The sequence below is a fragment of the Microbacterium awajiense genome, assembly GCF_039536545.1.
GTDB lineage: Bacteria > Actinomycetota > Actinomycetes > Actinomycetales > Microbacteriaceae > Microbacterium > Microbacterium awajiense.
Window position 1 is genome coordinate 1,782,258 of sequence record NZ_BAAAYU010000005.1, and the last position, 13,819, is coordinate 1,796,076.

10 protein-coding genes are annotated in these 13,819 nt (G+C 70.2%); 7 read left to right on the forward strand and 3 right to left on the reverse strand.

The genetic code is table 11. The features are described from left to right. Positions 1–13: 13 nt before the first annotated feature. The 6 genes from pta to recR all read left to right on the forward strand — a co-directional run bounded on the left by pta (position 14) and on the right by recR (position 9,409). Positions 14–2,155 carry a phosphate acetyltransferase gene (gene pta / locus ABD663_RS14975; protein ID WP_344739931.1) on the forward strand — a complete coding sequence of 714 codons (2,142 nt, stop codon included), beginning with the start codon at positions 14–16 and terminating at the stop codon, positions 2,153–2,155. Further along, the gene (locus ABD663_RS14980; protein WP_344739933.1) at positions 2,152–3,384 is read left to right on the forward strand and encodes an acetate/propionate family kinase; all 1,233 of its coding nucleotides are present in this window, start codon (positions 2,152–2,154) and stop codon (positions 3,382–3,384) included. The genes pta and ABD663_RS14980 overlap by 4 nt, the downstream gene beginning before the upstream one ends. Before the next feature lie 70 nt (positions 3,385–3,454). After that, positions 3,455–4,186 carry an HAD family hydrolase gene (locus ABD663_RS14985; protein ID WP_344739935.1) on the forward strand — a complete coding sequence of 244 codons (732 nt, stop codon included), beginning with the start codon at positions 3,455–3,457 and terminating at the stop codon, positions 4,184–4,186. Further along, a complete protein-coding gene (locus ABD663_RS14990; RefSeq protein WP_344739937.1) occupies positions 4,183–6,705 on the forward strand; it encodes a glycoside hydrolase family 65 protein in 2,523 nt (840 codons plus the stop codon). Before ABD663_RS14985 ends, ABD663_RS14990 begins: the two co-directional genes overlap by 4 nt. Positions 6,706–6,748: 43 nt before the next feature. Beyond that, complete coding sequence (locus ABD663_RS14995; protein WP_344739940.1) at positions 6,749–8,812, forward strand: DNA polymerase III subunit gamma and tau; 2,064 nt, start codon at positions 6,749–6,751, stop codon at positions 8,810–8,812. A 3-nt stretch (positions 8,813–8,815) separates the two neighbouring features. Then, positions 8,816–9,409 carry a recombination mediator RecR gene (recR, locus tag ABD663_RS15000; RefSeq protein ID WP_344739942.1) on the forward strand — a complete coding sequence of 198 codons (594 nt, stop codon included), beginning with the start codon at positions 8,816–8,818 and terminating at the stop codon, positions 9,407–9,409. Between the two features lie 6 nt (positions 9,410–9,415). Here the strand turns inward: recR and ABD663_RS15005 are convergent, their stop codons facing one another. Next, on the reverse strand, positions 9,416–9,904 hold the full coding sequence (locus tag ABD663_RS15005) for a hypothetical protein (RefSeq protein ID WP_344739945.1): 489 nt from the start codon (positions 9,902–9,904) through the stop codon (positions 9,416–9,418). Positions 9,905–9,962: 58 nt separating this feature from the next. Then, on the reverse strand, positions 9,963–11,360 hold the full coding sequence (locus ABD663_RS15010) for a threonine/serine exporter family protein (protein ID WP_344739947.1): 1,398 nt from the start codon (positions 11,358–11,360) through the stop codon (positions 9,963–9,965). Positions 11,361–11,553: 193 nt separating this feature from the next. On the opposite strand from ABD663_RS15010, the gene ABD663_RS15015 reads away from it, so the two are divergent. Further along, positions 11,554–12,840: an aspartate kinase gene (locus ABD663_RS15015; protein ID WP_344739949.1), complete on the forward strand. Its 1,287-nt coding sequence runs from the start codon at positions 11,554–11,556 to the stop codon at positions 12,838–12,840. Here the strand turns inward: ABD663_RS15015 and ABD663_RS15020 are convergent, their stop codons facing one another. Then, positions 12,841–13,695 (reverse strand): hypothetical protein, encoded by an 855-nt coding sequence (locus tag ABD663_RS15020; RefSeq protein WP_344739951.1) that lies wholly within the window; start codon positions 13,693–13,695, stop codon positions 12,841–12,843. It lies immediately after the preceding gene. Positions 13,696–13,819: the final 124 nt, after the last annotated feature.

Consider the following 13,819-nt stretch of genomic DNA (forward strand, 5'->3'; position numbering starts at 1 on the left):
GTAGGCTGGGCGCGTGGCGCAGAGCATCTACATCACGTCCGCAGAAGGCCACTCCGGCAAGTCGTCCGTCGCCCTCGGGGTGCTGGACACGCTGAGCAGGGCCACGCCCCGCGTCGGGGTGTTCCGCTCGATCGCGCGGTCGACCGCCGAGCGCGACTACGTGCTCGAGATGCTGCTGGCCCATGCCGGCGTCGACCTCGATTACGACGAGTGCATCGGCGCCACCTACGACCAGGTGCGCGCCGACCCCGAGGCGGCCCTGGGGCGCATGGTCGAGCGATACAAGGCGGTCGAGGCGCAGTGCGACGCGGTCGTGATCCTCGGCAGCGACTTCACCGACGTCGGCAGCCCGGCCGAACTGGGATACAACGCCCGCATCGCCGCGAACCTCGGCGCCCCCGTGCTGCTGGTGCTGTCGGGCCGGGCCGGCCAGGGGGAGCAACTCGGGCAGAGCCACGCGCGCACGTCCGACGAGCTCGGGCAGATCGCGGCGCTGACGCTCACCGAGCTGTCGCACGCGCGCGCCGGACTGCTGGCGATCGTGGCGAACCGCACCGAGCCCGATCGCCTCGACGACGCCGTCGCGGCGATCCGCACCGTGGCGGATGCGGCGCCCGCGGCGCTGCGCGCGAACCCGTCGAGGCCGCTGCCGGTCTGGGCGCTGCCCGAAGACAGGTTCCTCGTCTCGCCGGCGATGCGCGACGTCATGCGCTCGCTGGATGCCGAGTTCGTCACGGGAGACGAAGAGCTGCTCGGCCGCGAGGTGCTCGGGGTCGTTGTGGCCGGGATGTCGATGGTGAACGTGCTGCCGCGCCTCATCGACAGCGCGATCGTGGTGGTGCCCGCCGATCGCACGGAGGTGCTGCTGGCCGCGATGCTCGCCCATTCGTCGGGCACCTTCCCGTCATTGGCGGGCATCGTGCTGAACGGACCGTTCCCGCTGCCCGAGCCGATCCGGCTGCTGATCGACGGAATGGGCTCGTCGCTGCCGGTCATCGCGACCGATCTCGGCACCTACGAGACGACGCTGCGCATCATGGGCACCCGTGGTCGTCTCGCCGCCGATTCGCAGCGCCGGTACGACACGGCGCTGCAGATCTTCGAGCGCAACGTCGACCTCGACGAACTCGTGGCATCCCTCGGACTCGCCCGACCCACCGTCGTCACGCCGCTCATGTTCGAGTACGAGCTCATGGAGCGTGCGCGGTCGGAGAGGCGGCGAATCGTGCTCCCCGAAGGCGACGACGACCGTGTTCTGCGTGCCGCGGCGACGGTGCTCTCGCGGGGCATCGCCGACCTCACCATCCTGGGGGAGGAGATCGAGGTGCGCTCGAGGGCGATCGAGCTCGGCATCGACATCCAGGCCGCGCAGGTGCTGTCGCCCTTCGACGCGGTGCACGTCGACAAGTTCGCGCGCGAGTACGAGCGCCTGCGCGCCCACAAGGGCGTCACCTACTCCCAGGCCGCGGATGCGGTGACGGATGTCTCGTACTTCGGCACGCTCATGGTGCACCTCGGTCTCGCCGACGGCATGGTGTCGGGCGCCGCCCACACGACGGCGCACACGATCCGGCCGGCGTTCGAGATCATCAAGACCAAGCCGGGCGTGTCGGTGGTCTCGAGCGTGTTCCTCATGGCACTCGCCGACCGCGTCCTGGTGTACGGCGACTGCGCGGTGATCCCCGATCCGACCGCCGAGCAGCTGGCCGACATCGCTGTGTCATCGGCCACGACCGCCGAGCAGTTCGGTATCGACCCCCGCGTGGCGATGCTCTCGTACTCGACGGGTGAGTCGGGCAGCGGCGCGGACGTCGACAAGGTCCGCACGGCCACGGCGCTCGTGCGCGAGCGCGCTCCCGGGCTGCTCGTCGAAGGTCCCATCCAGTACGACGCCGCCGCCGATGCGGCCGTCGCCGCGACGAAGATGCCGGACTCGCAGGTCGCAGGCAGGGCGACCGTCTTCGTCTTCCCCGATCTGAACACCGGCAACAACACGTACAAGGCGGTGCAGCGCTCCGCCGGCGCGGTCGCGATCGGGCCGGTGCTGCAGGGCCTCAACAAGCCGATCAACGACCTGTCGCGCGGCGCCCTGGTCGACGACATCGTGAACACGATCGCGATCACCGCGATCCAGGCGCAGGGGGTGCGGCGATGACCCCCGTCCTGGTGGTCAACAGCGGCTCGTCGTCGTTCAAGTACCAGCTGATCGACATGGACGCCGAGCACGTCCTCGCCTCGGGTCTGGTCGAGCGCATCGGCGAAGCGAACGGACACTCGAGCCACACCGTCTTCGCTGCGGCGGCCGAGCCCGGCGTCGCGATGCCCACCTTCACCGAAGCCACGTCGTCGCGCGAGCTGCCGATCCCGGACCACACCGCGGGTTTCGCAGCGATGCTCGAGGCGTTCGACGCGCACGGCCCGTCGCTCGACGACGCGCCGCCGGTCGCCGTCGGTCACCGCGTCGTGCACGGCGGAGCGCGCTTCTTCGAGCCGACGCTCATCACCCCTCTCGTCGAGATCAACATCGACGAGCTCTCGGTGCTGGCGCCGCTGCACAACCCGCCCAACCTCGCCGGCATCCGTGCGGCGCGCAAGGCGTTCCCCGGTGTGCCGCATGTCGCCGTCTTCGACACCGCGTTCCATCAGACCCTCGAGCCCGCCGCCTACACCTACGCCATCGACTCCGAGATCGCGGCGGCCCACCGCATCCGCCGCTACGGGTTCCACGGCACCAGTCACAAGTACGTGAGCGAGGCCGCCGCCGCGTTCCTCGGCCGCGACCTCGCCTCGCTGCGTCAGATCGTCTTCCACCTCGGCAACGGCGCGTCCGTCGCCGCGATCGACGGCGGCAGGTCGATCGACACCTCCATGGGGCTCACTCCGCTCGAGGGCCTGGTCATGGGCACGCGCTCCGGCGACATCGACCCGGCCGTGCTGCTGCATCTGTCGCGCCGTGCGGGCATGTCGACCGACGAACTGGACGACCTGCTCAACAAGCGCAGCGGCCTGCTGGGGCTCGCCGGCTCGAACGACCTGCGCGACATCCGCGCCGCCATCGAACGCGGTGAGGAGCGAGCGCTGCTCGCCTTCGAGGTCTACGTGCATCGACTGCGCGCCTACGCCGGCGCCTACCTCGCGCAGCTCGGCGGCGCCGACGTCATCTCGTTCACGGCCGGAGTGGGCGAGAACGCGCCCCGCGTGCGTGCCGAAGCGCTGAGCACCCTCGGGTTCGCGGGCGTCGAGGTCGACCCCGCACGCAACGAGGCACGAGAGCGCGGCATCCGGATCATCTCGACGGATGCCTCATCCGTGACCGTTCTCGTGGTGCCCACCGACGAAGAGCTCGAGATCGCCCGGCAGAGCCTGCAGGTCGCGCGCTCATAGCCACTACGCTGGCTTCACGGCACGATGGGGCGCCGGCCGTCGTCCGAACGCAACCCGCCGGGAGGTTCCCGTGGCCGCGAAGGCTCTGCCCGACCTGTCCACCTACGACGCCGTACTGTTCGACCTCGACGGCGTGCTGACCCCGACCGCCGAGGTGCACATGCACGCATGGCGGACCATGTTCGAGGAGCTGTTCGCCGCGTGGGGCATCAGCCCGGCGTACACCGAGCGCGACTACTTCGACCACCTCGACGGCAAGAAGCGCTATGACGGCGTCGCGAGCCTGCTGCACAGCCGCGACGTCGAGGTGCCGTGGGGCGAGCCGGACGATGATCCCGCCGAGGACACGGTCTGCGGAATCGGCAACCGCAAGAACGAGGTGTTCTCGCGTGTGCTGCGCGCCGACGGCATCGCCCCGTACCCGGGTTCGCTCGCGCTGCTGGACCGATTGGCCGAGGCGGGCACGCCGATCGCGGTCGTCTCGAGCTCGAAGAACGCCGAAGAAGTGCTGCAGGTCGCCGGTATCCGCGACCGCTTCCCCGTGGTGATGGACGGCGTCATCGCCGAGCGCGACCACCTCGCGAGCAAGCCCGCCCCCGACGTGTTCGTCGAGGCGGCCCGGATGATGGATGTGGACCCGGCGCGCACAGCGGCGGTGGAGGACGCACTCAGCGGCGTCCGCTCGGCGGTGGCGGGCGGGTTCGCGCTCGTGGTCGGCGTCGATCGCGGCGTCGGCGCCGACGTGCTGGAAAAGGCAGGCGCGCACGTGGTGGTGCAGGACCTGGAGGAGTTCGCGCGATGATCGATCGCAATCGTTTCCCCGTCGACCCGTGGCGACTGGTCGAGACGTCGTACTCGCTGGACGATGCGGGCGTGAGCGAGACGCTGTTCGCCGTCGGCAACGGCTACCTGGGGCTGCGGGGCAACCATCCCGAGGGTCGCTTCGCGCACGAGCAGGGCACCTTCATCAACGGGCTGCACGAGACCTTCCCCATCCGCCACGCCGAGCAGGCGTACGGATTCGCCGAGGTCGGCCAGACGATCGTCAACGCGCCGGATGCGAAGGTCATGCGCGTCTACGTCGATGACGAACCGCTCTCGTTCGACGTGGCCGACATCCGCGAGTACGAGCGGGTGCTGGACATGCGCGAAGGGGTGCTGCGCCGCCACGTCCGGTGGCAGACGCCTTCGGGCAAGGATGTCGTCGTCGACTTCGACCGACTGGTGTCGTTCGAGGAGAAGCACCTCGCGGTCATGCGTGTCTCGGTGACGGTGCTCAACGCCGACGCGCCGGTCACGATCAGCTGCCAGCTGATCAACCGCCAGGACGGCGAGGACGTGTACGGCGGCACTCCCAACGCGCCCAAGAAGGCGGGCTTCGATCCGCGCAAGGCCGAGCGCATCCACGAGCGGGTGCTCCAACCGCAGGAGTACTGGCAGGATCAGCTTCGCTCGGCGCTCTCGTACCGCGTCACCGAGTCGGGCATGACGGTCGCCGTCGTCGCCGACCATCTGATCGACACCGAGAACGTGTACACGGCGCGCACCCTCATCGAGCCCGACATCGCGAAGAACGTGTTCCGCGTGCAGGCGAAGGCCGGAGTGCCGGTGACCGTCACCAAGCTCGTCGGCTACCACTCCTCGCGCGGTGTGCCGGCGCGTGAGCTCGTCGACCGCTGCCGCCGGTCGGTCGACCGCGCGCTGAGCGAGGGCGTCGCGAGCGTCTACGACCGTCAGCGGGAGTGGATGGCGGCGTTCTGGGAGCGCTCCGATGTGCAGATCGAAGGTCAGGACGACCTGCAGCAGGCCACCCGATGGTGCCTCTTCCAGCTCGCCCAGGCCGCCGCACGCGCCGATGGCCAGGGAGTGCCCGCGAAGGGTCTCACGGGGTCGGGCTACAGCGGCCACTACTTCTGGGACACCGAGATCTACGTGCTCCCGTTCCTCGCGTACACGACCCCGCTGTGGGCGCGCAACGCGCTGCGGATGCGGTACCTCATGCTGCCGGCGGCGCGGCGTCGGGCCTTCCAGCTCAATGAGGCGGGCGTGCTCTTCCCCTGGCGCACGATCAACGGCGAGGAGGCCTCGGCGTACTACGCGGCAGGCACCGCGCAGTACCACATCAACGCCGACGTGTGCTTCGCGCTGGCGAAGTACGTGCGCGCGACCGGAGACGTCGAGTTCCTCCACCGCGAGGGCATCGACATCGCGGTCGAGACGGCGCGGCTGTGGACCACGTTGGGGTTCTGGCGTTCGCAGAACGGCGGCCATCACGGCGACGACACCTTCCACATCCATGGCGTCACCGGACCCGACGAGTACACCACCGTCGTCAACGACAATCTGTTCACGAACGTCATGGCCCGCTTCAACCTGCGCTTCGCGGCCCGCAACGTGCGTGAGATGGCCGAGGACGCCCCCGATGCCTTCCGTGCGATGGTGGAGCGGCTGAACCTCGAACCCGGTGAGTGGGAGGCGTGGGACCACGCCGCCGAGGCCATGCACATCCCGTTCTCGCCGGCCCTGGGCATCCACCCGCAGGACGAGGTGTTCCTCGAGCGTGAGATCTGGGACCTCGAGAACACGCCCGACGACCGCCGGCCGCTGCTGCTGCACTACCACCCGCTCGTGATCTACCGGTACCAGGTTCTCAAGCAGGCCGACGTGGTGCTCGCCCTCTTCCTGCAGGGGAACCACTTCACCGACGAGGACAAGCTCGCCGACTTCGAGTACTACGACGCCCTCACCACGGGCGACTCGACGCTGTCCGCCGTCGTGCAGTCGATCCTCGCGGCCGAGGTGGGCTACCAGGACCTCGCGCTGGAGTACTTCCGCGAGGCGCTCTTCGTCGATCTCGCGGATCTGCACCACAACGCGGCTGACGGGGTGCATGTCGCCTCGGCCGGAGGAGTATGGACGGCGCTGGTCAGTGGATTCGGCGGCATGCGCGATCACTTCGGCGATCTCACCTTCGACCCGCGGATGCCGGCCGACTGGACGAAGCTGTCGTACGTGCTGCACTGGCACGGCATGCGTCTGGACATCAGCGTCACGGCGGACGAGTTCCGCCTCAAGGCCGGCGAGGGTGAGCCGCTCGCGTTCCAGGTGCGAGGCGAGACGTACACGGTCGAGCCGGGCTCGGAGGTCGTCGTGCCCCTGGCGCATCAGGGACCGGTGCGCGCCGGAGCGCCGACGCTGCGCAAGTTCACCGACCAGCGCCGCGAGGACGGCACGCTGCTGTCGGCGTCCGTACCCACCGTCACGACGGCGATCGCCGTCACCGGCGAGCAGGCCGATCTCGAGCACGGCGCCGACGTGTGAGCGGCCGGGCCGTCATGTCGGGCCCACGCCGTAGGGTAGGGCTGTGACCACCGCCCTGTACCGCCGCTACCGCCCCGAGGCGTTCGGCGAGATGATCGGGCAGTCCCAGGTGACCGAGCCGCTCATGACGGCGTTGCGGGGCGACCGCATCGGCCACGCGTACCTGTTCTCGGGTCCGCGCGGCTGTGGCAAGACCACGTCGGCGCGCATCCTCGCGCGCTGCCTGAACTGCGCACAGGGTCCGACGGACACCCCGTGCGGCGAGTGCGAGAGCTGCGTCGAGCTGGGCCGCGGCGGCGGAGGATCCCTCGACGTGGTCGAGATCGACGCCGCGTCGCACAACGGCGTCGACGACGCCCGCGACCTGCGTGAGCGCGCGGTGTTCGCGCCCGCACGCGACCGCTACAAGATCTTCATCCTCGACGAGGCCCACATGGTGACCCCGCAGGGGTTCAACGCGCTGTTGAAGCTCGTCGAAGAGCCGCCCGACCACGTGAAGTTCATCTTCGCGACGACCGAGCCCGAGAAGGTCATCGGCACGATCCGCTCGCGCACGCACCACTACCCGTTCCGGCTCGTTCCGCCGGCGGCGATGCTCGAGTACGTCGAGTCGCTGTGCGCGACCGAAGGGGTGACGGTCGCGCCGGGAGTGCTTCCGCTCGTCGTGCGTGCCGGCGGCGGGTCGCCGCGCGACACGCTTTCCCTGCTCGACCAGCTCATCGCCGGGTCCGAAGACCGCACCGTCGCCTATGAGCGCGCGGTCGCGCTGCTCGGGTACACGCATGCCGAGCTGCTCGACGAGGTCGTCGACGCTCTGGGCGCGCTCGATGCCGCCGCCGCGTTCGAGGCCGTCGACCGCGTGGTGCAGACCGGTCAGGATCCGCGACGCTTCGTCGACGACCTGCTCGAGCGCCTGCGCGACCTCATCGTCATCGCCGCGACGGGACCGGGGGCAGCCGCGGTGCTCAGGGGTGTGTCGGCCGAAGATCTCACTCGCATGCAGGGCCAGGCGGATGCCTTCGGTGCGGCGCGCCTGTCACGCACCGCCGACATCGTCGTTGCCGCTCTCGACGAGATGACCGGAGCCACATCGCCGCGGTTGCAGCTCGAGCTCATGGTCGCGCGCGTCCTCGCCCAGACGACGGATGCCGTCGCCGCGGCACCGGTGTCGTCCGGGCCGGCCGCACAGGTTCCCAGCGCACAGGCCGCCGCGCAGCCCGCGGCCTCTCCGAAGGCGCCGGCGTCTGCGGCGACGCCGTCGCCCGACACGGCGGCGTCCGCGACCGCACCGTCGCCCGACGACCCTGAGCCCGTCGAGAAACCGGCCGCCGCTCCGCCGCCGAGCGGACCGATCACCCTGACGCGCATGCGCGCGGCGTGGCCCGCGGTCATGGCGCGCCTCGAGGGCATCGGCCGCTCCTCGTGGCTCGTCGTGTCCGCTGCCGAGGTCGCGGACTACGCCGACGATGTGCTCACCCTCTCGTTCCGCAGCGCCTCCGACATGGCGAAGTTCAAGCAGCGCAGCGCCGGGGCGGGCCCCAGTGAAGACCTGCGCCAGGCGATCCTCGGCGAGCTCGGCGTGCGCGTGAAGTACCTCGCCCGTCATGACCCCGTGTCCGACGGGGGTGCCCCGTCCGCGCCGGCGAGGCCTTCGTCACCGCCGACGGAACCCGCCGCCCAGGCCGCCGCTCCGTCGAGGCCGAGCGCTCCGGCGCGCGCGACCTCGCCCTCCTCGTCCGCGCCGGTGACGGAGTGGGCCGTGGCCGCCATCCCCGCCGACGGCGACCCCGCGCCGCCTGCGGCGCTCGCGGTCGACGACGATCCGGAAGACGCCGCACGCGCGCCGGTCGCAACGATCGCGCCCCCGCGCGAAGGCGAGGTTCTGCCGGCCGACGAGGTTGCCGAGTCCGACGTCGACGAATCCGCCGACTCCGGCGACGGGCCGCTTTCGGTCGCCGACGATGACGTACCGTCGGCTGTTGCGCCACCCCGCCCGACGTCGCGACCGGGCGGAGCGCAACGCTACGGCGAGGCCGTCGTGCGACAGGTGCTCGGCGCGACCTTCGTGCGCGAAGAGCCCTACGAACCGCCGACGAGGTTCAGCTAGACCATGTACGACGGCATCGTCCAGGATCTGATCGACGAGTTCGGCCGGCTGCCCGGTATCGGGCCCAAGTCCGCCCAGCGCATCGCGTTCCACATCCTGCAGTCCCCGAACTTCGACGTGTCGCACCTCGCACAGCTGCTGACCGAGGTGCGCGAGAAGGTGCGCTTCTGCGAGGTGTGCGGAAACGTCTCCGAGCAGGAGCGCTGTTCGATCTGCCGCGACCCGCGTCGCAATGAGACGCTCATCTGCGTCGTCGAGGACGCCAAGGACGTCGCCGCGATCGAGCGCACGCGCGAGTTCCGCGGGCTGTACCACGTGCTCGGCGGAGCGATCAATCCGATCGCCGGCATCGGCCCCGACGACCTGCGGATCACGCAGCTGATGCAGCGGCTTGCGGATGGAACCGTGCAGGAGGTGATCCTGGCGACCAACCCGAACCTCGAGGGCGAGGCCACCGCGACGTACCTGTCTCGCCTGCTGCAGACCCTCGAGATCGCGGTGACGCGGCTGGCGTCGGGCCTGCCGGTCGGCGGCGATCTCGAGTACGCCGACGAAGTGACGCTCGGGAGGGCCTTCGAGGGCCGCAGGAAGGTCTGAGCGCCGTCAGCGCAGCACCTCGACGAGCACGACCCACGAGACCGCGAGAGCGGCCATGATCGCGATGATCGATCCGGCTGCGAACCACGTGGTGCCGCCGGCGACCCCGGCGGTCAGCAGAACCCCGCCGACGAGGTAGGCGAGAGGAGCGATGAAGCCCGTGACCGCCTTGAGGACGCGCAGCCGGTTCGCGGGATCCCTGTTCTCGAAGATCCGTCGCGAGGCCTGCACCGCGAAGAGGCCGACCGCGACCGCCGCAGCGATCATCACGCCGCCGTAGGCGGCATCCGGCAGTGCGGGCATGAGGCCGGTCGCCGACCCCACGAGTGCGAGGACCAGACCCGCGATCGCCGCGGCGAGCCGTGCGACCAGCGCCGGCGCCTTGACGATGTCGGCGATGTTGACGCTCGCCGCGACGATGACCAACCCGGCGAGGGCCGCAGTCGCGCCGACCATCGCCACGTTGAAGTCGGTCCACGACTGCGCTGCATCCATGGCGGCACACTATCGCCCGTACCGAGGTCGGTGCGACGCGGCGGCGACCGGTGCGACGTCAGCGGCGCAGGCGCGCGCGAGACCGTGCGACGCTGCCGAGCGACGCGCGCACGGGCTGACCCAGGTAGATGCCGAGCGAGGCTCCGACGGCGAGGCTCACACCGACGATCGCGGCGCCGACCAATGTGCCGAATCCGATCAGCAGCTGGGTCGCGCTGTCGCCGGCCTCGACGACCGACAGCAGTCCGCGGAACACTGCCGCGCCAGGGACCATCGGAAGGATCGCGGCCGTCGTGATCGCCACCGAGGGTACGTGCAGGCGGTACGCGAGCAGCACGCCGGCGAAGCTGCCGACGAATGCGCCGAGCCCGCTGGCCGCGGCCGGGACGAAGCCCACCGACGTGGCGAGGAAGTACCCGAGCCACGCCACGAGGCTCAGCACGGCGCTGACGACGATGATCCGCAGGCCCGCGCCGTTGTAGACGGCGACAGCCACGGCGATGACGGCGGCGCCGATGAACTGGAGGGCCACGGGACCGAGGGGCACGGCGTCGTCGGGCGGCTCCATCCCCATCCCGATGACCCGGGCCACCTCGAGCCCGATGAGGATGCCGAGGACGACGCCGAGCGTCTGCGTCATGAGCTCGAGGATGCGTCCGCTGGCGGTGAGTGCGAACCCGTCGATCGCGTCCTGCGCGGCACCGACGACCGTGAGACCGGCGAGCATCAGCACGATGCCCGACGCGACGATGACCGCCGGCCGCAGTCCCGCGGCGCCGGGCAATCCGGTGTGGGCGAGAAGAGGGGAGAGCGCGGCGACGAGCGTGAGCACGAACGCCCCTGCGATCTGGCTGAAGAAGAACGGCACCTGCAGGCGCGACAGACCGAGCTGGGTGAGCGCCGCGAGTGCGGCGGCGATGAACGCGAGGACGTACACCAGCCAGCTGCTGCCGAACATCACGGCGACGCCGACGGCCAGCAGGGCCTGCGCTGCGACGACGACCATGGGGCGGTAGCGGAACGGAGTGCGACGCACGCGGCGGTAGTGGGTCGCGGCATCCTCCAGCGCGAGCCCGCCCGTGATGCGGATGACGAGCGCCTGAAGCTTCTGCAGCTTCTCGTGGTCCGGCGCTGCGCCGGCGACCACCCGAAGCAGCGTGATCGGTCGCGGCGCGCCGCTTCGGTGGTAGGCGGCGGTGATGGAGTTGTAGGTGACGTCGACCTGCACCGGCTCGAGACCGTAGGCGGCCGCGACCCGGACGATCGTCGTCGTCACCTCGCTCGCCGACGCGCCGGCCACGAGCATCGACTCGCCGATGCGCACGGCCAGGTCGAGAACCTCGACCGCGATCGTGTCGTCGATGACGGGAAGGGTCGTGGTCTCGGCCCCGGTGGAGTCGCCGCTGTGGACCAGCCCGCTCAGCGAAGAGAGGAGGCGGCGGCGCGGCCGGGTCACCGGAGCCGTCCGGACATGGTGGTGCTCGCTTTCTGGATGGCGGTCTCGCGCGCTCGATCCTAGCTTCGCGCCATCCGGATGCCCGTCCCGTGGGGACACCGCGGCGGCATCCGTAGTATTGACCTTCGGGCGCGGCATCCGCGCGCCCCGACACACCACACATGCCGCGCGACGGCATCACCGGGAGTTCCACGTGGCGCTGATCGTCCAGAAGTACGGCGGGTCCTCCGTCGCCGACGCCGAGAGCATCAAGCGCGTCGCGAAGCGGATCGTCGACACCCGTCGGCAGGGGCACGACGTCGTCGTCGCCGTGAGCGCAATGGGCGACACGACCGACGAACTGCTCGACCTCGCCGGACAGGTGGCGCCGATCCCCGCTCCCCGCGAGCTCGACATGCTGCTGTCCAGCGGCGAGCGGATCGCGATGGCGCTGCTGGCGATGGCCATCCACTCGATGGGCTTCGAGGCCCGGTCGTTCACCGGCAGCCAGGCGGGGATGATCACGGATGCCACGCATGGCGCCGCCCGCATCGTCGACGTCACTCCCGTGCGTCTGCGCGAGGCGCTGGACGAGGGGGCGATCGTCATCGTCGCGGGCTTCCAGGGCTTCAATCGCGACACGCGCGACATCACGACGCTCGGCCGCGGTGGCTCCGACACGACAGCCGTGGCGCTCGCTGCGGCCCTGCACGCAGACGTGTGCGAGATCTACAGCGACGTCGACGGCATCTTCACCGCCGACCCGCGCGTCGTGCCGAAGGCCCGCAAGCTCGACCGGGTCTCGAGCGAAGAGATGCTCGAGATGGCCGCCAACGGTGCGAAGGTGCTCTACATCCGCGCCGTCGAGTACGCACGCCGCCACGGCGTGCTCATCCACGCCCGCTCGACGTTCTCGTCGGCCGAGGGCACCTACGTGCTGGGTGAGGGGATGCAGGTCCCCGATGCCGAAGAGGGAGAGACCATGGAAGAGCCGATCGTCGCGGGTGTCGCGACCGACCAGAGCCAGGCGAAGATCACGATCATCGGCGTCCCCGACGTTCCCGGCAAGGCGGCCGAGATCTTCAAACTCGTCGCCCGCACCGGAGCGAACGTCGACATGATCGTGCAGAACGTGTCCGCCGCGGCGACGGGTCGAACCGACATCTCGTTCACCCTTCCCAAGGCGGACGCGCCCACCGCATTGCGCGCGCTCGCCGCAGACCAGGCCGATGTCGGTTTCGAGAGCCTGGTGCACGACGATCAGATCGGCAAGCTCTCGGTCGTGGGGGCGGGCATGCGCACGCATTCCGGCGTGTCGGCGACGCTCTTCGAGGCGCTGAGCGTCTCAGGCATCAACATCGAGATGATCTCGACGTCCGAGATCCGCATCTCGGTCGTGGTCCGCGGCGACGACCTCGCCGAGGCGGCGCGCGTCGTGCACACGGCCTACGGCCTCGACGGCGAAGTCGACGCCACGGTCTACGCCGGCACCGGTCGCTGATCAGGGCTGCATCCAGGCTTCGATCTGGTCGTCGCACTGCGGCAACGCCGACGACACCTCGAGGTGCAGCCCGCCGAGCACGGTTGCGTTGTACTCGTCCCATTCGACGGGTATGCACACGACCCTGCCGGCGACGGTGCCGCTCGGCACCATGCGGATGGCGCGAGGATCATCGGTCAGCAGAGTGAGCCATTCATCGGTCTGCCCCACCACGTGGGAGACCTCGGTGCCGCCGTCGTCGAAGACGATGGCCTCGGTCGGCGCCCACGGCTCGTCGAGGTCCAGTGCGATCGCCCCCTGCACCATGATCTGCCCGGCCAGCAGAGGAAGGGTCACCACCGCAGCGACGAAAGCACCCACAGCCACGTACGCGCTCGTCGACCACTCCGCACGGCCTCGTCGGATCTGCGAGAGGGGGCGGGCGACCAGGCCCGGGATGAAGGCGAACATGGTGAGCGCCGCGAAGTCGGGCCGCTCGAGCGGTAGGAACGGGATCGCGAGGGCCACCAGCGCAGCGACCGCCAGCGCGGGTGCGAGCAGTGTCGACAGGCCGGCGCGGTCTTCGGGAGAGGCTTCCAGTGCCGCAGCGCTGCGCCAGCCCAGCCAGAACCAGCCCGCCACGAGCAGGCCGAGCACGAGGAGCGGTGCCACTGCCAGCAGGGTCGACAGGACGATCGACACGAGGTCTGCGCCGTCGAGCAGCAGGTACGCGATGTGGATGTCGCCGCGTGCGACCGAGATGACGCGGACCAGGACGAGCACTCCGGCGACGAGCGTGAGCACGACGGATGCCTCGAGGAACGACCGTGCGAACGACCCGATCGACGATGTGGGTCGGTCGACGCGCAGCGGCACGCTGTCACGCTATCAGCGTGCGCACGCGACCCTCGCGCGCACGGGCGGCTGAGCGATCGGCCCCGGTGTCGGCGGCGACAGCCGACGCTCGGACTGCGGCCGCACCGGTAGAATCGGCCTCTCC

Bases quoted from the DNA above. Each gene is read 5' to 3' on its own strand.
- ABD663_RS14980 (WP_344739933.1), top strand. From the start codon at position 2,152: ATGACCCCCGTCCTGGTGGTCAACAGCGGCTCGTCGTCGTTCAAGTAC.
- ABD663_RS14990 (WP_344739937.1), top strand. From the start codon at position 4,183: ATGATCGATCGCAATCGTTTCCCCGTCGACCCGTGGCGACTGGTCGAG.
- recR (WP_344739942.1), top strand. From the start codon at position 8,816: ATGTACGACGGCATCGTCCAGGATCTGATCGACGAGTTCGGCCGGCTG.
- ABD663_RS15005 (WP_344739945.1), bottom strand. From the start codon at position 9,904: ATGGATGCAGCGCAGTCGTGGACCGACTTCAACGTGGCGATGGTCGGC.